Raw genomic sequence first — 23,980 nt, 5'->3', positions numbered from 1 at the left:
GGCGCTTTCTCGTTGATTATCAGAACTATGCGATAAAATCCGAACTTGTTTACAACGCTTCTAGCTTGACCATGCACGTCGAGAGAAAGTTTCACTTTCCAGTTAGCATAGAATTTGTTTAAATGGTGGAATAACACAATCAGTCAGGATAAGGCTGCTCGCCGACGCGGAACTATGAAAAATGCCTACCTTTACTTTATTGACCGCTTTCTGCCACGCAGAATCAGTTATCGCCTAGCCCTCAGCTATCTATTAATTCTTTGCCTATTTGTCATTGTCGTCGTTCGCAGCGTAACGCAAGTGCAGGATATCTCGCGACGCAGTCAAGAATTTGCCCGTAACGATTTACAAAAACTTCTGCAAGTACAAAATTTAGCACTCGATATTGAAGGCTCAACCAGTGCCTTAGTATTGATTTTTAATGCTACACAGGACAAACGTAAGCCGGCATACGACGCAGTCGATGCGAAGAAAAAACATATCGATCAATTAATACAAAAACTCGGTGCAGAATCCGACGATGAAGTCCAAACTCTTTGTCTGCAGCGCCTGGATGTGACTCATCAAGAATTTCGCCAATCGTATCTGAATTTATTTGATGAAATTGAATTGGATAATCCAGATGGTGCAAAACGGGTGTTTGAAACCCAAGTAGCGCCGGCTCGTCAGGCTTTTCTGACGGAAAGCGGAATATTGCTGGACTTAGCAAAAAAACGCATACAACAACGCCAAGACGAAGAACAAAGTGATTTGGCCAGACTCAAATTACAAGTCATCGCAGTTTCTATTTTTGCGGTCTTATGCGGCATAGGACTCGCATTTATCACGCAAAGTAGCGTGGTCCAGCCACTGACGATGTTGGAGAAAAGCGCATTACAGATTGCTGCGGGCAATTACACCAGCAAAGTACCCCCAACCAGAACGACTGAAGTTGCCCAAGTCGGGCGCGCGCTAAACACCATGGCCGACGCCATCGCCTTACGCGAAGCAGAAATTGAACAGCTCGCTTATTACGATCCACTTAGCAATTTACCCAATCGTATCCTGCTCTTAAAAACATTTGAGCAACAAAGTCTGCACGAGCATGCGATGCTCTTGATGGATATCGCACGACTGAAGATCGTCAATGAAACTCTGGGCTTTGGCACAGGTGATACGTTGATCGTTGAAGTCAGCCAAAGATTAAAGCTTGCAACTGAGGCCCTTGCACAAAATCACCACGCCTTTCTGGCAAAATTTTCTGGTGGCCAATTTGCACTGTTATGCGCAGCGCCGGACGGTGGACTGATCAAGGATGTGGTGGCAGATTTACTCAACAATATCAATCATCAGTTGAGTACACCAGTTCAATGTGGCAATCACAGTGTTGATGCGAACTTAGTATTCGGAATTGCACTCGCCAACAATGAAACCAGAGATTTAACCGGACTGATTCGCAATGCGGAAGTCGCGCTTTATGCTGCCAAAGAAAACACTTTGATGTCCGCGTGGTACTCAGATGCGCAAGAAGCCTCGCGTTTAGGTCACTTGAGTTTGCTGTCTGATTTACGTTCTGCAGTACAAAATAATGAATTACAAATGTGGCTGCAACCCAAAATTCATCTCAGCGATTTGTCCTGCTATGGTTTTGAAGCACTGGTGCGTTGGCAACATCCGCAACGCGGTTTTATTTCTCCGGCTGAATTTGTTCCCTTTGCTGAACGCACAGGTTATATCAATCGGGTGACTGACTGGATGCTGAAACAAGCAGTTCAAACTTTGGCGAGTTGGCGCGATAGTTATCCTCAATTAAGCATTGCGGTCAATGTCAGCACGAATGATTTACGCGATCAACACTTCCCAGAACGGGTTCGACAATTGATCGATCAATATCAAGTCAATCCTGCCAATCTACAATTGGAACTGACCGAGAGCGGCATTATGGAAAATCCGGGGAATGCAATTCCCCTGCTGCAAGCCTTACGCTCTATCGGCATAGGCCTGTCCATCGATGACTTCGGCACTGGTCATTCTTCACTCGCGTATTTACAAAAACTACCGGTTTCCGAATTGAAAATCGACCGCAGTTTTGTCATCAATATTGATCAACATCCATCGACCCAAAAACTAGTCAAAACCATCGTTGAAATGGGGCATGGGCTAAATTTGCACGTGATTGCCGAAGGCATAGAAACACTCGCAGAACGGGAAGCTCTGGTTGCACTCGGCTGCGATTCTATGCAGGGCTATTTCGCCAGCAAGCCATTGCATGGTGATGCCTTGCAAAACTGGTTGAACACCTTGCCGAAAGCTTGACGACTTTGCCGAGCTAGTCACGGTCATCTTTGCCTTAACAAGGCGCAATCGAGACGATGTTCTATAATAGCGCCTGCCTGATTGGCTCAATTTTCATTTTCCGTAGAAATTAAAACATGATAGTTCTTGGTATCGAATCTTCTTGCGACGAAACCGGTATTGCTTTGTACGATACCGAGCAAGGCTTACTGTCGCACGCCTTGCATTCGCAAATCGCCATGCATCAAGAATATGGTGGCGTAGTGCCAGAACTCGCCTCACGAGATCATGTAAAACGCGCCCTCCCCCTATTGCGCGAAGCATTAGAAAAGGCGCAGCTTCATCAAAATCAAATTGATGCCATTGCCTACACTCAAGGCCCAGGCTTGGCGGGAGCATTATTAGTGGGCGCGTCGGTTGCCTGTGGCTTAGGTATGGCGCTAGATAAACCTTTAATCGGCATACATCATCTGGAAGGCCATTTACTGTCACCACTGTTAGCAAGCCAACCGCCAGAATTTCCGTTCATTGCTTTGTTGGTGTCTGGTGGTCACACCCAATTAATGCGAGTTGATGGCGTGGGGCAATATGCCTTGTTAGGTGAAACACTGGATGATGCTGCTGGCGAAGCCTTTGATAAATCGGCCAAGTTACTTGGACTTGATTATCCTGGTGGCCCTGCGATCTCGAAATTAGCGACCTTAGGCGATCCAACGATTCATCAATTTCCACGCCCTATGCTGCATTCTAAAGATTTAAATTTCAGCTTTTCTGGCTTAAAAACCGCCGTCCTCACCGCTGTCAAAAAATACCCTGATGCTTTAAGCGATACAGATAAAGCCAATGTCGCACGTGGATTTGTCGATGCGATTATTGATGTACTGGTCGCAAAGTGCCTAACCGCGCTCAAGCAAACCGGTCTCAAGCGTTTAGTGATCGCGGGTGGTGTCGGTGCCAATCTACAATTACGCGCCGCTTTAAATGCGGCCGCCAATTCTTCGAATCCCAAAAAGCGCTTTCAAGTGTATTACCCTGAGCTGGAATTTTGCACTGATAACGGTGCCATGATTGCGTTTGCTGGTGCGATGCGCTTACAAGTACATCCTGAACAGGCTACCAAGACTTATAGCTTCAATGTGCGCCCTCGTTGGCCACTGCATGAGTTGATGCGGTGAGTAGTTTGTGTAGATGTGGTGACTAAATGGAGTAACTAAATGCGGTAACGTTTTGTCTTGTTCAGCCATAAAAAAATCCCTCAATGACATTCATCATGAGGGATTTTTTATTGCATGAAATGAAGAAACTTACTTCTTCTTACTACCTATCCGGCTTTCTTTACCGCGCATCAAATTGCCAATATTGGCGCCATGACGGTAAATCAATAAACCACTCATAATCGCCACCGCTAACAAAGTCAAATCGGCACCAAACAATAAGCCATAATAAAACGGTGCAAACAAAGCCGCGATTAAAGCGGCTAATGATGAATAACGGAAAGCGTACGCCACTACCAACCAAGTGACGAAAGTCGCCAAACCTAACCAGATATTCAATGCCAGCAAAACACCCAAGGCTGTCGCCACGCCTTTACCGCCAACGAACTTGAAAAATACTGGCCACAAATGACCAATAAATACAGCAAGGGCAACTGCTGCAATCGTATCGCTCGACAACTCAAACTTCTGCTGAAAAAACATTGCCAGCCACACCGCCAACCAGCCTTTAAAACCATCGCCCAGCAAGGTCAAGGCCGCCGCCGCTTTATTGCCCGATCGCAGTACATTGGTTGCGCCGGGATTCTTAGAGCCATAGGTGCGTGGATCTGACAATCCAAATAAGCGACTCACTACTACCGCAAAAGAAATCGAGCCGATCAGGTAAGCCGCAATAATCGCGATCACTGCATTCATCTGTTATTCCATCCTATTTTTTTAAATTTATATTTAATTATTATTTGTCGTAAGCACTGAAAGCGTCCAGTTAGAAGCTCACAACAGGCTCAAGCAAAGCAGGACATTTTTGCACATCGCTCTATGAAATTCTAGTTATTTAGGTCTAGAAAACTTACAAAGCACAACTCACTGCCTTCGCCGACAAAATATCCAACAACAATGCGGGCGCTATTCCAATGAGGTAACCACGCCGACCACCGTTCAAATAGATTTTTTCCAAATCCAAAATCGAAGCTTCCACATACACGGGCATTGCCTTCTTAGTTCCAAACGGAGAAGTGCCACCTATCATGTAACCAGAATGCCGTTGCGCCACCTCAGGCTTGCAAGGCTCTACCGATTTACAAGCAATTTGGCGCGCTAGGTTTTTAGTTGACACGGTTTTATCGCCATGCATCAACACCACCATAGGCTTGGCATGTTCATCTTGCATAATCAAAGTCTTCACCACTTCATGCTCTTCAACACCTAATTCGCGTGAAGAGACCGAAGTTCCGCCATGCTCTTCATACGCATAAGGATGCTCGCTAAAAACTGCCCCTCTCTTACGCAACAACTGCGTCGCCGGGGTTTCTGAGACGTGTTCTTTTTTGGACAAGATAGCACTCGCTTAAAAACTTTAAATGAAAATATAACTTCAGCAACATCGTTTATTGACGATACTGCTCTCCGCACATTATATCGTCCCTCAGTTCCTATCCACGCGGATGATGTTGTGCATGTAATTGCTTAAGCCGTTCGCGTGCGACATGGGTATAGATTTGTGTGGTCGAAATATCCGCATGCCCTAGTAATAATTGCACCACGCGCAAGTCAGCGCCGTGGTTTAATAAATGGGTCGCGAAAGCGTGGCGTAGCGTATGCGGCGATAGAGGTGAAGTGATGCCTGCTAGTGCAGCACATTTTTTGATCACGACCCAAAACATTTGTCGTGTCATTGCACCACCGCGAGCCGTTACGAACAGAGCATCGTCGATTTGCCCATTTAAAATCGCTGGGCGACCTTCACTCAGATAGCGTTGTAGCCACATCCTCGCCACTTCGCCAAATGGCACTAAGCGCGTTTTACTGCCCTTGCCAGTCACGCGTAGCACGCCATCGTTCAAACTTACTTCAAATGATTTGAGTGAAACCAATTCAGTGACACGTAAGCCGCAAGCATAAAGAAGTTCTAGCATAGTACGGTCGCGCAATCCTAAAGGCGTTTGCTCATCAGGCGCTTGTAGCAAGGCTTCTACTTGTTGTTCACTCAGCGTCTTGGGTAAGCGATCTGCTTGCTTGGCCGATTTCAGTTTGGTACATGGATTGATGGCAATCTGATTTTGTCGAAACGCTTGTTGGTAGTAGCGCTTCAATACGGTCATGCGACGATTGGCCGACGTCGCTTTTGAACTACTATGTTTGGCTGCAACATAAGAAAAAATATCGATCTCGGTTACTTGCAACAAATGTTTCTGTGTTGTTGTATGTAGCCATTCTGCGAACAGGCGTAGGTCACGTCGATAGGCTTCCAGCGAATTTTTTGACAGGCCATCTTCCAGCCAAAGCGTGTCGCAAAATTGATCGATTTGCGCTTGTATTTGCGCCGGTAATTCCGCTGCATCGGCAAGCTTGATTTTCGCTTTGGTATTGGCAGTCGCTGCCTGTTTTACCACATCGCCTCCTGGTGTTGCGTGGACTCGGGCTTACTATACTCTGGTACCTGTTCTAAGCGTAGTAAATAGCGTTTAATGCCAAGATGAAAACCAGTTTCATCATCATGATGGGCAAAGCCGCCGAGTCCGCCTGATGCCGTCACACGATGGCAGGGAATAACCAAGGGATACCAATTCGCACCACAAGCCTGCCCGACTGCACGTGGCGCTGATTGTATGTGTTTGGCAATCTGACCATAAGTACGCACCTCGCCCCGCGGAATGCTGGCGATTGCCTTCCAAACCTTTTGCTGGAATTCTGATCCGACTGGTTTTAAAGGCAAGTCAAATGGAAAATCTGGATCAGCAAAATAATGTTCAATCTGTTGTGCCGCTAATTCGGCAACAAGATCCGATGGAGACTTGTCCTGAAATCGTGGCGGTAGATAAACCAGCTCGCTGATGTACTGATGCTCGGTACGCACGCCAACATAACCAAATGGTGCGGGCACGATTGCGGAGAAGATCGTTGATCCTAAATTTGATTCGGGAGTTGCCATCACTATTCCATGATCTATTCAAAAGGTTTACGTGATTGTCCTACAGAAACGCACAAGAAAAAAGGCGCATCCAGTGGATGCGCCTTCTAAAATTTTTCACGTTCGGGCTGTTTAGTCTCTTTGAACAGGACTCAGCTTATCTTGAAACGCGAATCTCCCCCCCTTTTTGACTGCACCCTACAGGGCGCTATTATTGCACTACCGTATTCTGTCTTGAACCGAATCCAACAAGTTTTTCAAGTTGCATTCGATCTGAAATTGCGATTTGTAAATCAAGCAAATTTCTAAGGTGTGCGAAATATAGCACGGCTTTTCAACAAATCTATCGTTAGATTTAAACAAAAAAACGCTTTGTTGCATTTGTGCTTCTGCAGCAGAGAAAGATCGCTAACATCAAAAAAAATGTGCTAAATCGAATCCGAATTATTAAATTTCCCATAGGGAAATATAAGCAATTCCCAGTGGAAATTATTTAGACCAAAAACGAATCGAAGGCGAAAAAAAATGCCGCAAATTATTTGCGGCATTTTCGTTTTCAATCTAATTTTTTATCTTCTAATTTAGTACTTAATGTCATTCCAAATCCAACTCATTTATAAATCAGATTCGGCAACCAAGTAGAAATAATCGGAACATAAGTCACCAGCATCAAGAATCCCAACATCGTAAATAACCAAGGCAAAACGGCTACCGTCAATTCAGTGATGCCCATTTTGGTGATGCCAGATGCGACATATAAATTCAATCCAACTGGCGGATGACACATACCGACTTCCATATTCACCACCATGATGATACCGAAATGAACAGGGTCGATTCCTAGCTTCATCGCCACCGGAAACAAGATCGGTGCCATGATCAATACGATAGAGGATGGCTCCATCACATTGCCCGCTAACAGCAACAAAATATTCACGACCAATAAGAAACTGATCATGCCGAAACCGCTGTCGAGTATCCATCCTGCCATCGCCTGCGGAATATTTTCGCTGGTCATTAAGAATGAAAATAAGACCGCATTCGTAATGATGTAGAGCAGCATCGCCGACATCGCTGCCGAATCAATCAAGACCTTCGGTACCATTTTCAAGCTCATGTCTTTATACACAAACACTGCGATGAAAAACGCATACACCGCAGCAACGGCAGCCGCTTCGGTCGGCGTAAACATGCCAGAGTAAATACCGCCCATCACAATAATAATTAAGGATAAACCCCACGCACTTTTTCTAAACGCCACCAAGCGTTCACCCCAAGTCGCTTTCGGCATGCGCGGATAATTATGCTTACGTGCCAAAAACCAGGTTGTCAGTCCTAGGAAGAATGCCAACAGCAAACCAGGAATCACACCAGCCATAAAGAGCTGGCCAACCGACGTATTCGTCGAGACGGAATACATGACCATCACAATCGATGGCGGGATCAAGATACCCAAAGCACCCGACGTGGTAATCACACCAGCACCAAAACCTTTCGGATATCCTTGCTTCACCATCGCAGGCAAAATGATAGAGCCGATCGCCACTACAGTCGCTGGTGACGAGCCGGAGACCGCCGCGAACAAAGCGCATGCTAATACACCAGCCAATGCCAAACCGCCGTGCCAATGACCCACCATCGATGCCGCAAACTTAATCATGCGCCGCGCCACGCCGCCATGGGTTAAGAAATTTCCGGCGAGAATAAAGAAAGGAATCGCCATGATTTCAAACTTCTCAATACCGGTAAATAATTTCAATGCTACTGATTCTATCGGTACCGATGTCATGGTAAATAAGAACGTCAACACCGTTAAGCCAAGGGCGATGGAAACCGGCATGCCCGTTAACATCAACAGCAATAACAAGCCAAAAATAATCAGGGCACTCATACGTTCACCTCTTCATCTAAACCTTCCACGTGCGCATGGTCATGTTTAGGTAATTCACCTGTTTGTAAAAATTTCCACGCGACTTGCAAGAAGCGAAAAGACATCAAATACGAACCAAGTGGAATCGCGAGATACACCCACCACATAGGGATTTCCATATCGGCCGAGGTTTGGTCAGTTTGTGCCATACCGTACACAAATCTCGCACCGAGAGTCCCGATAATGCCGGTAAATAAGGCGCCCGAGCCCAAGCTAATCAGTACAAATAATTTCTTGTTTTTGTCACTCAGGCGATTCACCAAAACATCAACTCCAACATGAATACCAGAGCGCACGCCATAAGCGGCTCCAAACTTTGCCATCCAGACGAATAAATAAATAGTCAGTTCTTGCGCCCAACTAGTATTGAGTTTAATCAAGGCATCTTGAACCAACGGAATATCAAATCCCGACAAGTAACGATGCAATACGGCGACGAAGGTAATTAAAGTCGCCGTTGCCATGAGCAAGGCGATCAAATACTCTTCCAAGTGATCAAGCAATTTCATGCTGGCTCCTTGTGAGAAAATTATAAGTAGGAAATCAGCCCAGAAACATTATTGGCGATCTGGGCTGTAGGTGGAATCAATAGACTCAAGAATTGGCGAGAGACAATGAGACCGAGAAAATTTATTTGAGACCTAAAGCAGCGGCTTCTTTTTGTACACTTTGGATCAAATCTTTACCGATACGACTTTCCATTTCACGCTGCACCGGCATCAATACCTTTAACCATTCTGCGCGTTCTTTATCGGTCAAAGTATAAACGGTAGTTTTGCCAGATTTCTTCACCGCGTCTAAAGCATTGTCATTTTCAATCTGCGCAATGGCGTTCGCATATTGCGTCGCTGATTTCATCGCCTTATTCAACTCTGTACGAATATCTGCTGGCAAGCCGTCCCAAAACTTCTTATTCACAATCACGGCGTAACCTAGATAGCCATGATTGGTCAAAGTCACGTGTTTTTGCACCTCGTGCATTTTTTGTGTATACAAATTGGACGGCGGATTTTCGGTGCCATCGACCACGCCAGTTTGCAGCGCTTGATAAACTTCAGAGAAAGCCATGACCTGAGGATTAGCACCAAGTGCGCGCATCTGTGCATCTAACACTTTAGACGATTGAATACGCAGCTTTTTACCCTTCAAATCACTCGGCAAATGCATGGGAACATTTGAGGACATGACCTTAAAACCATTATCCCAGAAGCCCAGGCCAGTAATCCCTTTTGGCTCTAACTTCGCCATTAAACCCGCACCTACCGGACCTTCAGTTACGCGATGTAAGACGTCACGATTTTGAAAAATATACGGCAGATCAAACACTTCAAATTCTTTCACACCAAGGGGGCCAAACTTAGCCAGTGATGGTGCCAACATTTGTACCGCGCCTAACTGTAAGGCTTCCAGCTCTTCTTTATCTTTGTACAAAGTGCTGTTCGGATAGAGTTCAACTTTGACCCGGCCTTTCGTCCCTTTCTCGGCCAGTTCTTTAAAGCGTTCAGCCGCTTTACCTTTGGGCGTGTCATTGGCGACTACATGGCTAAATTTAATGATGATGGGATTTTGCGCATAGGCGCCCATACTAAAAGACAGACCAGCTAGTGTTAATGCGGTGGAACCAATCGCTGCGGCTAAAGCGCGTAAAGACTGGCGTTTTTGAGTTTGGCGTTTTTGAGTTTGAATATCTTGATGTTTCATAAAAGTCTCCTAGTTTATTTGTATTACAAACTTATTTTGTAAACTTATTTTTCAAGCATTATTAGCTGCATAACTGCAAATGCACAACTGTGGTTTACCACAATGTCGTCAGAATTAGACAAATTGGATAGGAATGCCGCCACGCAAAGAGATTAAGCTACACTTTTACTATGAAAATCAAGCATTTATCGTTAAGCCACTGCATGACCCATGTAAGAGCCAATGAGCCCGACACAAAGTAAACCCATGAATAAATCAATCCGCATACCAATGAGCACGAAACGCTTTCGTACTTCGCTACCCTGGATGCTACCTATCGTGCTCGTCTTGCTTTTCTTGGCGGTACTGATCTGGCTGCCGTGGCAAGCTCAGCGCATGGAAGCTAACGAGCGCCAAGAGCAATTGATTGCCGACACGCTGTGGGTGGAACAAGCTTTGCAGTTTCAACTCAAGCGCAATGAAGAAAGCTTACTGAATTTGGCTGAAGACTACGTCGATCACAAAATTACCGCCCCGACCACATCCGATCGTCTGCGCTTATACACGACGAATAATCACGAAATTCAAGATGCACTTCTATGGGATGCCCAACACAGACTAGTTGCTAGCAATAGTGATAGTAACGATGATAGTAATGCACTCAAACAAGCATTAATTGCCAGCGATAGTTTTACCCAAAAAATACAAAAGCCCTCTTGTGCAAAAAGCCCGGAAAAACCTGACAGCCTGATCTGTCGTTATCCACTCTTCCGCGACAAGCTCTACCTGGCCAGCATTACCGTCAGCTATCGATTACAAACCTTATTAGATGAAACGGTACCTTGGTGGTTCGCACAAGATAACGATATTACTTTGCTCGATAGCGAAGACAAAATACTGGCGCGTCGCGCTGCCGGTGGTAGCGGTAAGAACGTCTACACGCACAACCGTACATTGGAATTTCCACAGTTAAGTATCACGCTACGAACCAATAGTACAAAAAGTGAGCCGAAGTTATTGTCCAATCTATTGGTCTTATCGGTCATTTTATTATCCTTAGGACTGGTCTGGAGTTTGATCGCTTTATGGCGCGATATTAATCGCCGCCTGCAGGCAGAAGGTGCGCTGCGCAAAGAAGCCGCATTCCGTGCGGCGATGGAGAATTCTCTGATCACTGGCTTGAGAGCACGTGATATGCAAGGTCGCCTGACCTACGTCAACCCGTCGTTTTGCAAAATGTTAGGTTTTCCGGCCGAAGAACTGGTGGGTAAACTTCCCCCCATGCCGTATTGGGCTCCCGAAGAAATCACCGAATATGAAAATCGTTTTGCACAAATTTTAACTGGAACGGTACAACCAGAAGGGTTTGAAACCATCTATCAACGTGCAAATGGTGAACGCTTCCCTGTCCTAATCTACGAATCACCACTGGTGGATGATCATGGTCAGCAAACCGGATGGATGAGTTCTATCCTTGATGTGTCTGAGCTAAAACGCGCACAGGAATTAAGTCGACAACAAGAAGAAAAGCTGCATCAAAATGCCCGCCTGGCAACCATGGGTGAAATGGCGTCGATGTTGGCGCATGAATTAAATCAACCTTTAGCCGCGATCTCCAGTTACACGACAGGCGCTTTAAACATCCTAAAGCAAGAACAAGCACCTGCTGACCTTAGTCTCTTGGCTGCAGCCTTAGAGAAAGCCACACAGCAAGCGCAACGTGCGGCGCAGGTGATACGTAGCGTGCATGAATTCGTCAAGAAACGTGAAGCGAGCCGCGCCTGGTTTGATATCAATGCCTTACTGCAAAGCGTCATGCCTTTAATTGCGCTACAAGCACAAAGTGCGCACATCCACGTGCATTATCAGATCGATCCAGATCTACCTGAGGTTTTTGCAGATAAAGTCTTAATCGAGCAAGTCCTGCTTAATCTGACCCGCAATGCAATTGAAGCCATGCACGATGTTGCCTATCCACAAAGGCAAATGCAGATTCATGCGCACTTCTTATTTTCTCCTTCATCTACTCCTTCATCTACTCCTTCAGCCAATCTGTCGTCCAATGAATCCACTGATCGCCAACAATATCCTGCCCTCTTGCTCATCCAAGTCATCGATCAGGGACACGGGATTTCAGCTGAGGTCGCGGAAAAATTATTTTCACCGTTTTTCTCGACGAAGGCCGCTGGCATGGGGATGGGTTTGAATATTTGTCGAACTGCGATAGAGTTCCATGGTGGCAGTTTGAAGTACCGCCCGAATCCCTTGGGCGGCACCGTCTTTGAGTTTACGATTCCCTGTCGAGACAAACAATCAATGAACAACGCGCAAAACACACACGAGGATGCCTGATGCTCCATATCGTTGATGATGAAGAAATCTTACGCGACGCCTTAATGTGGCTGGCACGTTCACGCAACATCGCTGCGCTCAGCTATGCGCATGGCGAGGCTTTTCTGGCGAAGCTCGATCAAGGCTTACAGTTCGCTAATGAAGGCGATTGCCTTTTGCTCGATGTCAGGATGGCAGAATTAAGTGGCACGGCTCTGTTCGACATACTCAGCGCACGCCAGTTGACGCAAAGATTGCCGGTAATTTTTTTGACTGGTCACGGCGATGTACCAATGGCAGTCGATAGTCTAAAACGAGGCGCATTCGATTTTTTTGAAAAACCCTTCAATGACAATGCACTGATGGATAGAGTCGAGCAAGCCTTGCAAGTTTCCATCAAAGCCGGTGAAGCGCATCAAATTCAAGTCAGATTACAAAGCCTGTCGCAACGTGAACGCGAAGTCTTGGAATTAATTTTGCAAGGCATGATGAATAAAAACATCGCCGATGAATTGGGCATTAGCATGCGCACAGTGGAAGTGCATCGCGCGCATATCTTTGACAAGATGCAGATTAAATCAGCAGTGGAATTGGCTGGATTATTGAAGTAGAGAAATTGGCTAATTGACTAATTCATAGTGGCTAATACTAATTACGCAAAATTGCGCCGGCTAGGCGCGGAGCCGAAGACAGTACATTTGTACGGCGAGGCGAGCGCAACAACGCCAGCGTCTGTTTTGCGTAATTAGCTAAGATGCTGTGCGAGCGCCCACTCGATGTGCTCACGCACTAAGTCCGATGCATCAGTCAAACGAGCTTGCAAAGCTTGCACAATATCGGCGCGCCCTTTTACATGTTGCGCGGTATTACCTAATCCTACCGCCAAATTTCTCAGCCATTTTTCATAGCCTATACGACGTATTGGACTACCTTCCATGCGGCGTAAAAAATCCGTCTCACTCCAGGCAAACAATTCCAACATGCTGCGATTATCCAAACCATGTCGCACGTCGAAATCATCCACTGTCGCCTTCTGCGCAAATTTGTTCCACGGACAATACAACTGGCAATCATCGCAGCCATACACGCGGTTACCAATCAAGGATCGCAGCTCAACCGGAATCGCGCCATGCAGCTCTATCGTCAGATACGAAATGCAACGACGTGCATCAAGCTGGTAAGGCGCAATAATCGCCTGCGTTGGACACACGTCGATACAAGAACGACATTGTCCGCAATGATTACTGGTAGGTGGATCGACAGGTAAAGGAATATCGACCAAAATCTCACCGAGAAAAAATAGAGAACCAGCTTCACGCGTTAGCAATAAAGTATGCTTACCGCGCCAACCTAGCCCTGCCTTCTCGGCTAAAGCCACTTCCATCACGGGTGCAGAATCGGTAAATACGCGATAGCCAAATTCGCCCACACGGGCAGCGATCGCGTCAGCCAGATGTTGTAAGCGTTGCCGCAATACTTTGTGATAATCACGGCCGCGCGCATAGATAGAAATCACCGCAGCATCAGCTGCATGCGATTTTTCCCGTTCGCGCCAATTGTCCGGTGCATCACCTGGCAAATAATCGACCCGAACAGTAATCACACGCACCGTGCCCGGAACCAACTCATCAGGCCGATAGCGTTTGCTGCCATGACTTTCCATATAGCCCATTTCACCATGATAACCAGCGGCAATCCACGCTTGATAGCGTTCGACTGCATGTGAGAGATCCACATCGCTTATGCGTACGTCCGCAAACCCGGCTTGCTGCCCAAGTTGTTTAATTTCGATAGCAAGTTGGACGTAATCAGTCATGTTTCGTGTATTTTGTGGTATGTTTTGAGGCTTCTATGGCAGCAAAGATTTCAGAATGCAACATTATAAGACAAGCCTGGCAGATGAAGCGGCAACGCAAGCTCTGGGTAAGAGTTTGGCACACTGCTTACAAAGCGGTATCGTGATTTATTTACATGGTGATCTCGGTGCAGGCAAGACCGCCCTGACCCGCGCCATCTTACACGCTGCAGGACATGAAGGCACGGTAAAAAGCCCGACTTACACCTTGGCAGAACCCTATGAGATTTGGGTACAAGGCGCGGTCACTAAATTCATGCATTTTGACCTGTACCGCATGCGCAGTCCGGATGAATTCATTGAAGCCGGTTTTCGTGATGAAATGAACGAACGCACGATTTGCGTGATCGAATGGCCAGAAAAAGCCGCTGGCATTTTGCCATCACCCGATATTGAAATACAAATTGATATTCTGGAAGCCGGACGCAAGGTAGAATTGCGCGCTTTGTCAGAAAAAGGCAATGCCTGTCTGGCGCAACTACGTTTCGCACCGAATTTATAAGTAGTCAAAGTCTCTATGTCCAAGCATCCATCAGCTCGCCGCCGCACCTTTCTCCAAGCGGGAGCGACTTTGCTATTGTCAGTGCTGGTACCCAAAGCAGCGAATGCCATGCAGATTCTGGCTGTGCGAGTTTGGCCTGCGGCTGACTATACACGTGTAACTTTGGAAAATGATGCTGAACTCAAGGCAACCCATTTCCTCGTCAAAGATCCAAATCGCATGGTGGTGGAAATCGAAGGCTTAACGCTCAATTCCACACTCAAAGAATTGGTCGCTAAGATACAAACTAATGATCCCTATATCAAACAAGTACGCGTCGGCCAGAATCGCCCAAATGTCGTGCGCATGGTGTTTGACTTAAAGGAAGAAATTAATCCACAAGTCTTCACATTGAAGCCCGTCGGCAATTATCAGCACCGCTTGGTGTTTGACCTCTATCCAGCCAACCCAGTTGATCCTATTACTGCGCTGATAGAAAAAGGCGAATGGCATAAAGATGATGCCTTAAGCGCAGCGATGGCGGGCAGCAGTACAAATCAAAGTAAGAATGAAAGTAGTCCGGGTAAAGCAGATAGCAAAGCGGGCGATAAGGCGGTGACTGGTTCAGATAAAGTTGTGCCAGATGAAAAACGCGCTAGCAATTCACAGATACGCATGATCACCATCGCCCTAGACCCTGGTCACGGCGGAGAAGATCCGGGTGCGATAGGACGTGGCGGCAGTCGTGAAAAAGACGTGGTACTGGCGATTGCCAAACGCCTCAAACATCAATTGGAACAAGAAGAAAACATGCGCGTCATGCTAACCCGCGATGGCGATTATTTCGTGCCTTTACAAACTAGGGTTACCAAGGCACGCGGGGTGCAAGCGGACTTATTTGTTTCCATCCACGCAGATGGATTCATTGAACCTACGGCACGTGGCTCATCGGTCTTTGTACTCTCCGAAAAAGGCGCGACTTCCACTGCTGCGCGCTGGCTCGCGAAGAAAGAAAACGATGCCGATTTAATCGGCGGTATCAATATCAAAAATCAAGACAAGCAACTCGCGGGCGTCTTGCTCGATTTATCAACTACTGCGCAAATCAATGACAGCATGAAGCTGGGTAAAGTCGTGCTGAAGGAAATTTCAAACGTGAATCGCTTGCACAAAGCAGCGGTTGAACAAGCGGGTTTTGCCGTTTTGAAAGCACCTGATATTCCCAGCATTTTGATCGAATCCGCGTTTATCTCCAATCCCGAAGAAGAAGCACGTCTGACTGACGAAGCTTATCAAACGGAATTATCTGAGGCCATCGTCAAAGGAATTAAAAAATACTTTGCAAAAAATCCGCCTTTGAATCGCGGAAAAATTGCTTAAACTGAAACGCCTAGGTGCTATCACCGCAGTGGCATGCTGCGATCCGAAATAATTTTAGAAATGCTTCCACGAAATCATCTTTTCTCTACCCCGAATGCCCCCAAAATATGATCTGTGCATGCTCAAGATTTCTCCAAGATTGACAGCCACCTATAGTTATCCACCCTACAATTGATACAAGTAATTCAATTTGATAAAAGCACGACGCCCAGTGCGCAAATTCAAATCCTCAGTCTTTTGCAATGCCGATGAAGTCGGAATAAATGCCAAGTTCTCTTGTCGATTGCCATAACCTGCGATCAGGCTGGTGCCGGGTGAGAGCAAGTAATTAATCTGAAAATCCAAATTCAATTGTTTGCCAGATTCAAGACTAGTTAAAGCAGAATTACTACTCAACAAATGATAATCAGCAATCACGCGCAAACCCAAATAACGATGGTGCTGATAACTGAATTTGCTACGCCACATCAGATTGCGATACACCGTATCACCATCTTCTAGCGCCGTATTTTTGGCAGGCATACGCAAATCATTCCACAGTAATTTCTGCTCGATACGCCATTGCTGATGCGGTTTGAAGTTCAAGGTTAAATCGATACTGCGACCTTTGCCCATCAAGTTCCCTACAGGAGTAAGCGGCGCATAATTGATGGTGTCCGAGCTACCAAATTCTGCCAGCGCACTTAACCAACTGAACCAGCTACTGCCAGCACTCACAAACCAACCTTGCTTGTGATACGACTTTCCTAAAAATTGTTCGTGACCACGTCGCTGAAACACCTCTAACCACGAATCACGACTCAGCTCTGCGCCGACACCCGCATCAAAAGACCAGTCTTGCAATTGATTTACCTGATCACGTGACACCGTCGTGTTGGCGATCACGCCCGCCTTGTGCAAAACCTCATCGTCAAAATGCCAGTAATACTTTCCTTCTTGATGCCACTGCTTTAGATCGGTGCGCGGCAAAAATGCCAAGCTATTCGCAAAATCGCGGCTGATGTCGGAATACTTGGTGAGATACTCCAAATGTTTGCCCTGATGCTTGGCTTCAAGATAATATAAATGCCCGCTTTGCTGATGACTCTCCACCTGACTTTGGCTCCCCGCCAACTGCGCTTGCACGACCCAGTTATCATCCACTTGATACCGCGCATCCATACCCGCCACGCTATCGCGCTGCTGCGTCAAACGTCGGTCACTCATGAAGCCGCCCAAGCTCAAATCCTGCGTCACATCGTTTTGCACGCGGGCGACAGCGATGTGCGCCGATGCACGACTATCTTCGGCCGCAGCCTGATCATCGATCAATAAAGCGCCATAAGCCCAATTGTCATAGCGTCCGGTCATACGCAAACCCGCTTGAGGCTGCAATACCCGACGCGAAAAAAAGAGCGGTGTCGGTGTCTGAAAAAAACCTGCATTCTCTAAGAAAAACGGGCGCTTTTCTGGGAACAAAACTTCATAGCGCTTATCGATCACGATCTGCGGCTCGTCCGATTCAACTTCACTAAAATCCGGCTTAATCGTCACGTCAATCGCACTCGCCTCACCCACCACCCACTTGGCATCAAGCCCGGCTTGGGCTTTGCGCTCATGGTGCCACCGCCCCTGCATATTATCGGTAGTGAGCAGGCGCGTATCACCCACATAGACAAAGGGATTGAGCTGAGCATTTAAGCCAGCCTGTAGCTTCTCAGGGATCGTCAGCTCGGCCATCTGCGGCACAAAACCCGCAAATTGTTTGGAAATATGCGGCCAAAATGCTTCTTCGTTCAAACGCGCAATCACACGACCAACCGTAAAGCCCCAATTTTGCACAGCGGCATTTTGGAAGCGCAGACTCTTAAACGGAATCGCCATACGTACCACGTAACCAAAATCCGTCAGCTTGCCCTCCGACTCCCACTGCGTATCAAAGTTTTTATCTAACTCCAATCCCTCAGTACGTTTTGAATCCGATTGCACACCATACGGATTGGCAAAGAATGAAAATGAACGACGCTTGTCATGAAAAGTGTCGAGCTCTAACACCACAAAATCATCCCCCACAAAATCTTCGCGCTTAGCGATATGCGCACGGATGAGCGCGGGATCATCTTGCGCCACAAACACTGCATACAAATGCGTGTCGTCATAAGAAAGATAAGCCGTGGTCGCGCGCGAGGCCGGAGTCCCATCACCCGGCGTACGTTGCTTAAAATCCTGAATCGCCACACCAGCATGATCGGGAATACCTTGTAAATAATCCGCAAGCTGAGGCGGCGTCTTGGCGCGTGGAATGAAAATAGCCGATTGAGCAGATGCATCTGGGATGAAAACTGTGGCGGGAAGAACAATGACTACGCACAGTGCGATGAGAATTTTTTTTAGCATAAATACGGTGAGCGGAAATGCAGTGAACAGAAATACAGTGAACTAAGCAATTCAATAGAAATAGAAACAGAAATAAAGAACTGAAATAAAATGAATCACAAACGATAGGCTTGGGCATCCCTAGCCTTATGATTTTTGTTGGCTGTTTCTAGGCAGTTTTCAAGCAAATTGGCATGAACGACGGCGTTCAATTAGCTTATTCAAGGCCACCAGAAGCCATTCACATGCAAACAAATCTTCAGAAAAATCCATGAATACCCATTGGAGTATATAAAAAGGCATTAAGTTCCGCTAAACGCATCGTTTAGCAGCATTTTTGCTATGAAACAGATAACAAACGACAGAGCGAGCTCAAAACTGCCTAAATATGCTGCGCTACGGTAAAATGCTTGCTATTACAGTATCCAATAGTCCCCATAGAATTGACGCAAACGGTAACGGTAGGGTGCACCATGCGCACCATCACTTTTCGCACGATAAAGACCTAACGGTGCGCACGGCGCACCCTACATCGTTTGCCCAGGTTCTAGACCACTTTTTCCATAAAGATTGAGCGATGAATAGCACGAACAAACCAGACAATAAGCAAGCTAACAAGCACGACAGCAAAAACACAGAAGCAGCAACCCCAGTCATCTCCAACTTCCTGCGCGGCATCATCGACCGCGATTTAGCCGATGGCAAATACACCCGCGACGGCTTGCCAAACGTGATCACCCGCTTCCCGCCGGAACCCAACGGCTATCTTCACATCGGTCATGCCAAATCCATCTGTCTGAACTTCGGTTTAGCCCGCGATTACGACGGCCGTTGCCACTTGCGCTTTGACGACACCAATCCAGAAAAAGAAGATCAAGAATACGTCGATACGATTATGGACAGCGTGAAATGGTTGGGCTTTGATTGGGAAGGCAACGCAACCAACGGCGGTGGCAATCATCTCTACTACGCCAGCAATTACTTCGACACCTTCTACGCCATCGCAGGATATTTAATCGAAGCAGGCCACGCCTATGTCGATAGTCAATCCGCTGAAGACATGGCAGCCAATCGTGGTGACTTTTCCAAGCCAGGTGTGAACTCGCCATTCCGCGACCGCGCCGTCGCAGAATCTTTAGATTTATTCCGCCGCATGAAAGCCGGTGAATTTGCCGATGGCGCTCACATTTTGCGCGCCAAGATCGACATGGCCTCACCGAACATGAATATGCGCGACCCAGCGATCTACCGCATCCGTCACGCGCATCACCACAACACTGGCGACAAATGGTGCATCTACCCGATGTACGATTACGCCCACCCATTAGAAGACGCGATAGAAAACATCACGCACTCGATCTGTACTTTAGAATTCCAAGATCACCGTCCCTTCTACGACTGGATCATCGCCCGCGCTGCCGAAGGTGGTTTCTTCAAACAACCGGTACCGCAGCAATACGAATTCGCGCGTTTGAATCTGACCTACGTCGTCACCTCCAAACGCAAGCTGCGCCAACTGGTAGAACAAAACATCGTCAGCGGTTGGGACGACCCACGCATGCCTACCATCGTCGGCATTCGTCGTCGCGGCTACACACCAGAAGCCATCCAACTCTTCTGCGAACGCATAGGCGTCACCCGCTCCGACGGCTGGATCGACTACAGCACACTAGAAGGCTGCCTGCGTGAAGACCTAGACCCAAAAGCACCACGCGCCACCGCCGTCTTGCGCCCACTCAAACTCATCATCGACAATTTCCCTGAAGGCGAAGCTGTCGCGTGCACAGCCCCTATCCATCCACACCACCCAGAACTCGGCAACCGCGAATTCACCATCAGCAAAGAACTGTGGATAGAACAAGAAGACTTCATGGAAGAACCAACAAAAGGCTACTTCCGCCTCTTCCCAGGCAATAAAGTGCGTTTACGTTACGGCTATGTAGTCGAATGTGTTGGCTGCGATAAAGATGAAAACGGTAATGTGATTGCCGTGCATTGCAACTACTTCGCCGACAGCAAATCCGGCACAGAAGGCAGCGCCAACTACAAAGTCAAAGGTAACATCCACTGGGTGAGCGTGTCTGATTCTTTGGAAGTGGAAGTGCGTTTGTATGATCGCTTGTTCACCGATGCAAACCCAGATGCTGGTGGTAAAGACTTTATGGCTTTGTTGAATCCCGCGTCTTTAGAGACTATTCGTGCTTATGTTGAGCCGGGTATGGTGAATGTGGAACCTGATACGCGTTTGCAGTTTGAACGGCATGGGTATTTTGTGGCTGATCGTGTGGATTCTGTGAAGGGTGTGCCTGTGTTTAATCGGGTTACTACTTTGAAGGATTCGTGGGGGAAGTGAGTAAAACTTATTAGTTAACAAAGCACGTAGTTGGTGTTAATATTCTAGCCTCAATTACGCGTTTCGATGGTCGTATATATCTCTTGATCATTAATGTCGGGCGTTTCGCCAGACCGAATTTAATTGTTAGCTTTAACAGCGTAGAAACCCCCGAGCGCCGTGCCCGCGTCGCGAGCTCCTAGTCCCGTCGCCCGGTGATTTCTACGCTGTTATAAATGGTAGTTGAGACCCCTTATGTTTAAATCAATCGACGAATTCGCTCAAGCAATTGATCTCCAAAAATCAAAGGTAAAAAAAGGGCCTCATAAAGTAACTATTTTTGGAGGACCACAAACAGATAAAAATGGCCAAGCAATATCGCAACGCGGAATATTTTTGCTATTCGCAACAAATTTAGCAGATGCATTTGTTGTACCAGAAGATTTTAAGAATTGGAATCAATTTGGCGTCTATGATGATTTGCTACTATTTGAAGAAGATATCTGTGCAATTGCAGACAGCGTCTTAATTTTTCTTGAGTCTGCGGGCGCAATTGCGGAATTCGGTACATTAATAAAGCCCCCAGAAATAGCGTCAAAACTTCACATTGTCATCAATAACGACTTCCACCAAGAAGAATCGTTCATCAATCATGGTTTAATAAACCATATTAAAAATAAATTTGATGATACAAAAATCACGGTATCTCAAGACAGCTCATTGAGTTTGATCGAAACTAGACACATAGTCCAAACTATTAAAAATCAATTTGAAAAACAGAGTAAAGAAGAAGCATTTAAGGCACTAAACGTTCGCCATGTTTTACATCTAATAGTAGACTTCATTGATCTCGTTCAAGTCGCAGAATATAAAGACATTAAGCGATTCCTAGAAAAGCTAAAACTTAAATACACCAAGAAAAAACGCCTAGAACAATTGCTCTTGACGCTAAAAAATATCGGGCTGATTCGCGAACAAACCATCCTAGAATATCGCTGTTTTTTCATTTTAGATTACGAAAACTCGACTTTTGACTATGCTTTCAATAAAGCTATTCAAGATGATGGCGTTCAAAAAAAACAAAATCCAACAAAAAGAATAACTTGGAAAACCGTACTTTTTGAAGAATCTCAGAAAGAAGATTGGAGACGTTCCGCGTTCAAATTGATCAGATCGGACAAGGAGAAAAAAAATGTCGCTTAGAACTCGGCTTCTCGCAAATCTGCCATTCTCAAAAAATGAACTTAACCTCCTAATAGCCTCAGCACCGATTCGCTACAAAGAATACTCAATTCCCAAACGTCAGCCGAATAAACGAAGAGAAGTCTCTCAGCCGACACCAGAAATTAAATTAATTCAGCGGTGGGTTGTCGAAAATGAGTTAAATAAGTTCCCAATTCATGAGTCAGCAAGAGCATATAAAAAAAATGTCGGTTTGATAGCCAACGTTTTACCTCATAAAAATAATCGTTATTTATTGAAAGTAGATTTCAAAGACTTCTTTCCATCAATAACAAATCATGATTTTCGAAAATTCATGATTGGAACGGAATTTAGCGATGACGATCTACATGATCTGTCACAAATACTATTTAAAGCAGATCATAAAACCAAAACATTAAGACTTGCAATTGGCGCACCAAGCTCTCCGCTTTTATCAAACATTTTGCTCTATTCATTAGACTCAGTAATTCACGACCATTGCAAAGAAATCGAAGTAACGTACACACGATATGCAGATGATTTAAGTTTCTCAACAAATCGACCAAACCTTCTTACGAGTTTATACGAAAATCTTCCAATTCTTATCTCAAGTGGAACAGACATTCACTTGACTGTAAATATTGAAAAAACGGTACATACTTCAAAAGGTAATGGCAGAAGAATCACCGGTTTAACAATCACCGAAAAAAATGAAATTTCTATTGGAAGAGAAAGAAAACGGATCCTTAACGCACAAGTATTTCGCTTCAAGAATAATTTACTTTCAATAGAGGACATCGAAAAACTGAAAGGCTATATTTCATTCTTAAGGTCTGTCGAACCGGAGCACATTAATCGACTTATACAAAAGTATGGTGAATCTACGATACTCGCATTACAGCGTTAAATTAGTACGAATAGGTCTACCCATTAGCCCCAGGCAAGCGAATGAGCAAATGAGGAGTTCTAACATCCGACGCACGGGTCAGCCATGTCGGGTGGGCACGGTTCTTGTGCCCACGCGGAAGATAAGTTCGAACGCATAAATAATTGATTGTTTTAAATAGGTAATTCGTTGATCAACCATAACGCGTGGGCACAATGTGCCCACCCTACAAACCAAACTCAAACACACAATGTCACAACCCCACGTTATCGTCATCGGAGGTCCAAATGGTGCAGGTAAATCCACCATCGCACCTTTGGTTTTGCGTGATTATTTGGCGGTGCCGGATTTTGTGAATGCCGACCAAATTGCAGCTGGTTTGTCGGCGTTTAATCCTGAAGGTGCAGCGTTTGAGGCAGGTCGCATTATGTTGCGACGGCTTGATGAATTAGCAGCATCTGGTCGTAACTTTGCATTTGAATCGACTTTATCTAGCCGCACTTTTTCTGTGTTTTTGAAAAAGCTCAAGACACAAGGTTATCGTATCAATCTCTGTTATGTCTGGCTCGATAGCATCGCACTCGCGCAAGAGCGTGTCGTATTACGGATGAAAATGGGCGGACACAATATTCCACCAGATGTAATTGCGCGACGTTATGCACGTAGCATACAAAACTTCCGTGATTTGTATTTACCGCTTGCAGACAAGTGGAGCGTGTTCGACAACTCCGACATCAACCACACAAAAATCGCAGTTGAAGCAGAAAATGGCGAATTGGAAATTTATGAGGAAGCGCTATGGAACAGCATCAAAAATCAATAGATGATCCAATCGCAGCAAAACTGCGTGATACCGCAGCGCTAGAAAAAGTGATGCAACAAGCCGTCACCGAAGCTGTAGAAAAAGCACGCAAGCTCGGCTATCTACAATCACCATCTGTGCAAGAAAATGCGGTTGAATACAAGCCTAAATAGGTCGTATCAAAATCACGGGTCAGTCAAAATCACGCAAAATCACGGGAACTAAAGGGGCAGCATCGCTGACACCTAATCGTTCAAAAACGGTGTAATACGCTTCGCTCTTACACCTTGCAATATCTGATGATAATTCATATCAGGCAAAAATCATTACCTTTTCTTCGATTGGT

The 23,980-nt window shown here is 46.0% G+C and carries 20 protein-coding genes; 11 read left to right on the top strand and 9 right to left on the bottom strand.

Annotated elements, in window-relative coordinates:
- The first annotated feature begins 174 nt into the window (after positions 1-174).
- Positions 175-2,295 (top strand): bifunctional diguanylate cyclase/phosphodiesterase, encoded by a 2,121-nt coding sequence (locus H8K55_RS18520; protein ID WP_186943555.1) that lies wholly within the window; start codon positions 175-177, stop codon positions 2,293-2,295.
- A 116-nt stretch (positions 2,296-2,411) separates the two neighbouring features.
- Positions 2,412-3,449 carry a tRNA (adenosine(37)-N6)-threonylcarbamoyltransferase complex transferase subunit TsaD gene (gene tsaD, locus H8K55_RS18515; protein ID WP_186943554.1) on the top strand — a complete coding sequence of 346 codons (1,038 nt, stop codon included), beginning with the start codon at positions 2,412-2,414 and terminating at the stop codon, positions 3,447-3,449.
- 129 nt (positions 3,450-3,578) lie between these two features.
- Here tsaD and plsY read toward each other — a convergent pair whose 3' ends face one another.
- The 7 genes from plsY to H8K55_RS18480 all read right to left on the bottom strand — a co-directional run bounded on the left by plsY (position 3,579) and on the right by H8K55_RS18480 (position 9,913).
- Positions 3,579-4,184, bottom strand: coding sequence for a glycerol-3-phosphate 1-O-acyltransferase PlsY (gene plsY / locus H8K55_RS18510; RefSeq protein WP_186943553.1), 606 nt, complete (start codon positions 4,182-4,184; stop codon positions 3,579-3,581).
- A gap of 154 nt (positions 4,185-4,338) precedes the next feature.
- On the bottom strand, positions 4,339-4,827 hold the full coding sequence (locus H8K55_RS18505) for an aminoacyl-tRNA deacylase (protein WP_186943583.1): 489 nt from the start codon (positions 4,825-4,827) through the stop codon (positions 4,339-4,341).
- 94 nt (positions 4,828-4,921) lie between these two features.
- Positions 4,922-5,881: a site-specific tyrosine recombinase XerD gene (gene xerD / locus H8K55_RS18500; RefSeq protein WP_186943552.1), complete on the bottom strand. Its 960-nt coding sequence runs from the start codon at positions 5,879-5,881 to the stop codon at positions 4,922-4,924.
- Entirely contained in the window at positions 5,875-6,420 is a 546-nt protein-coding gene (locus tag H8K55_RS18495; protein ID WP_186943551.1) for a methylated-DNA--[protein]-cysteine S-methyltransferase, read from the bottom strand. Before H8K55_RS18495 ends, xerD begins: the two co-directional genes overlap by 7 nt.
- A 589-nt stretch (positions 6,421-7,009) precedes the next feature.
- Positions 7,010-8,290 carry a TRAP transporter large permease gene (locus tag H8K55_RS18490; RefSeq protein WP_186943550.1) on the bottom strand — a complete coding sequence of 427 codons (1,281 nt, stop codon included), beginning with the start codon at positions 8,288-8,290 and terminating at the stop codon, positions 7,010-7,012.
- Positions 8,287-8,838, bottom strand: coding sequence for a TRAP transporter small permease (locus H8K55_RS18485; protein WP_186943549.1), 552 nt, complete (start codon positions 8,836-8,838; stop codon positions 8,287-8,289). Before H8K55_RS18485 ends, H8K55_RS18490 begins: the two co-directional genes overlap by 4 nt.
- 121 nt (positions 8,839-8,959) lie before the next feature.
- The gene (locus tag H8K55_RS18480; RefSeq protein ID WP_408057990.1) at positions 8,960-9,913 is read right to left on the bottom strand and encodes a TRAP transporter substrate-binding protein; all 954 of its coding nucleotides are present in this window, start codon (positions 9,911-9,913) and stop codon (positions 8,960-8,962) included.
- A gap of 363 nt (positions 9,914-10,276) precedes the next feature.
- On the opposite strand from H8K55_RS18480, the gene H8K55_RS18475 reads away from it, so the two are divergent.
- Both H8K55_RS18475 and H8K55_RS18470 read left to right on the top strand, forming a co-directional pair.
- Complete coding sequence (locus H8K55_RS18475; protein WP_186943547.1) at positions 10,277-12,361, top strand: two-component system sensor histidine kinase NtrB; 2,085 nt, start codon at positions 10,277-10,279, stop codon at positions 12,359-12,361.
- Positions 12,361-12,951: a response regulator transcription factor gene (locus H8K55_RS18470; protein ID WP_186943546.1), complete on the top strand. Its 591-nt coding sequence runs from the start codon at positions 12,361-12,363 to the stop codon at positions 12,949-12,951. The genes H8K55_RS18475 and H8K55_RS18470 overlap by 1 nt, the downstream gene beginning before the upstream one ends.
- 134 nt (positions 12,952-13,085) lie before the next feature.
- Here H8K55_RS18470 and queG read toward each other — a convergent pair whose 3' ends face one another.
- On the bottom strand, positions 13,086-14,156 hold the full coding sequence (gene queG, locus H8K55_RS18465; protein ID WP_186943545.1) for a tRNA epoxyqueuosine(34) reductase QueG: 1,071 nt from the start codon (positions 14,154-14,156) through the stop codon (positions 13,086-13,088).
- Between the two features lie 55 nt (positions 14,157-14,211).
- On the opposite strand from queG, the gene tsaE reads away from it, so the two are divergent.
- A complete protein-coding gene (gene tsaE / locus H8K55_RS18460; protein WP_186943544.1) occupies positions 14,212-14,697 on the top strand; it encodes a tRNA (adenosine(37)-N6)-threonylcarbamoyltransferase complex ATPase subunit type 1 TsaE in 486 nt (161 codons plus the stop codon).
- A 15-nt stretch (positions 14,698-14,712) separates the two neighbouring features.
- Positions 14,713-16,056, top strand: coding sequence for an N-acetylmuramoyl-L-alanine amidase (locus H8K55_RS18455; RefSeq protein ID WP_186943543.1), 1,344 nt, complete (start codon positions 14,713-14,715; stop codon positions 16,054-16,056).
- Positions 16,057-16,221: 165 nt separating this feature from the next.
- Here H8K55_RS18455 and H8K55_RS18450 read toward each other — a convergent pair whose 3' ends face one another.
- Positions 16,222-18,432: a carbohydrate binding family 9 domain-containing protein gene (locus tag H8K55_RS18450; RefSeq protein ID WP_186943542.1), complete on the bottom strand. Its 2,211-nt coding sequence runs from the start codon at positions 18,430-18,432 to the stop codon at positions 16,222-16,224.
- A gap of 556 nt (positions 18,433-18,988) precedes the next feature.
- Here H8K55_RS18450 and H8K55_RS18445 point away from each other — a divergent pair.
- From H8K55_RS18445 to H8K55_RS18425, 5 genes are all read left to right on the top strand, one after another.
- Complete coding sequence (locus tag H8K55_RS18445; protein WP_186943541.1) at positions 18,989-20,764, top strand: glutamine--tRNA ligase/YqeY domain fusion protein; 1,776 nt, start codon at positions 18,989-18,991, stop codon at positions 20,762-20,764.
- 234 nt (positions 20,765-20,998) lie between these two features.
- A complete protein-coding gene (locus H8K55_RS18440; RefSeq protein ID WP_186943540.1) occupies positions 20,999-21,946 on the top strand; it encodes a retron St85 family effector protein in 948 nt (315 codons plus the stop codon).
- The gene (locus H8K55_RS18435) at positions 21,936-22,853 is read left to right on the top strand and encodes a retron St85 family RNA-directed DNA polymerase (protein WP_186943539.1); all 918 of its coding nucleotides are present in this window, start codon (positions 21,936-21,938) and stop codon (positions 22,851-22,853) included. The genes H8K55_RS18440 and H8K55_RS18435 overlap by 11 nt, the downstream gene beginning before the upstream one ends.
- A gap of 229 nt (positions 22,854-23,082) precedes the next feature.
- Complete coding sequence (locus H8K55_RS18430; RefSeq protein WP_186943538.1) at positions 23,083-23,655, top strand: zeta toxin family protein; 573 nt, start codon at positions 23,083-23,085, stop codon at positions 23,653-23,655.
- Positions 23,631-23,807, top strand: coding sequence for a hypothetical protein (locus tag H8K55_RS18425; RefSeq protein WP_186943537.1), 177 nt, complete (start codon positions 23,631-23,633; stop codon positions 23,805-23,807). The genes H8K55_RS18430 and H8K55_RS18425 overlap by 25 nt, the downstream gene beginning before the upstream one ends.
- Positions 23,808-23,980 lie beyond the last annotated feature (173 nt).

This window comes from Affinundibacterium flavidum (genome assembly GCF_014284175.1).
GTDB classification, from domain to species: domain Bacteria; phylum Pseudomonadota; class Gammaproteobacteria; order Burkholderiales; family Burkholderiaceae_D; genus Undibacterium; species Undibacterium flavidum.
This window is presented reverse-complemented; position numbering and strand designations above follow the sequence as displayed.

Coding starts and splice junctions, on each gene's coding strand:
- H8K55_RS18520 (WP_186943555.1), top strand. CDS start 175: ATGAAAAATGCCTACCTTTACTTTATTGACCGCTTTCTGCCACGCAGA.
- tsaD (WP_186943554.1), top strand. CDS start 2,412: ATGATAGTTCTTGGTATCGAATCTTCTTGCGACGAAACCGGTATTGCT.
- plsY (WP_186943553.1), bottom strand. CDS start 4,184: ATGAATGCAGTGATCGCGATTATTGCGGCTTACCTGATCGGCTCGATT.
- H8K55_RS18495 (WP_186943551.1), bottom strand. CDS start 6,420: ATGGCAACTCCCGAATCAAATTTAGGATCAACGATCTTCTCCGCAATC.
- H8K55_RS18490 (WP_186943550.1), bottom strand. CDS start 8,290: ATGAGTGCCCTGATTATTTTTGGCTTGTTATTGCTGTTGATGTTAACG.
- H8K55_RS18485 (WP_186943549.1), bottom strand. CDS start 8,838: ATGAAATTGCTTGATCACTTGGAAGAGTATTTGATCGCCTTGCTCATG.
- H8K55_RS18480 (WP_408057990.1), bottom strand. CDS start 9,913: ATGGGCGCCTATGCGCAAAATCCCATCATCATTAAATTTAGCCATGTA.
- H8K55_RS18475 (WP_186943547.1), top strand. CDS start 10,277: ATGAATAAATCAATCCGCATACCAATGAGCACGAAACGCTTTCGTACT.
- H8K55_RS18470 (WP_186943546.1), top strand. CDS start 12,361: ATGCTCCATATCGTTGATGATGAAGAAATCTTACGCGACGCCTTAATG.
- queG (WP_186943545.1), bottom strand. CDS start 14,156: ATGACTGATTACGTCCAACTTGCTATCGAAATTAAACAACTTGGGCAG.
- tsaE (WP_186943544.1), top strand. CDS start 14,212: ATGCAACATTATAAGACAAGCCTGGCAGATGAAGCGGCAACGCAAGCT.
- H8K55_RS18455 (WP_186943543.1), top strand. CDS start 14,713: ATGTCCAAGCATCCATCAGCTCGCCGCCGCACCTTTCTCCAAGCGGGA.
- H8K55_RS18450 (WP_186943542.1), bottom strand. CDS start 18,432: ATGCTAAAAAAAATTCTCATCGCACTGTGCGTAGTCATTGTTCTTCCC.
- H8K55_RS18445 (WP_186943541.1), top strand. CDS start 18,989: ATGAATAGCACGAACAAACCAGACAATAAGCAAGCTAACAAGCACGAC.
- H8K55_RS18440 (WP_186943540.1), top strand. CDS start 20,999: ATGTTTAAATCAATCGACGAATTCGCTCAAGCAATTGATCTCCAAAAA.
- H8K55_RS18435 (WP_186943539.1), top strand. CDS start 21,936: ATGTCGCTTAGAACTCGGCTTCTCGCAAATCTGCCATTCTCAAAAAAT.
- H8K55_RS18430 (WP_186943538.1), top strand. CDS start 23,083: ATGTCACAACCCCACGTTATCGTCATCGGAGGTCCAAATGGTGCAGGT.
- H8K55_RS18425 (WP_186943537.1), top strand. CDS start 23,631: ATGGAACAGCATCAAAAATCAATAGATGATCCAATCGCAGCAAAACTG.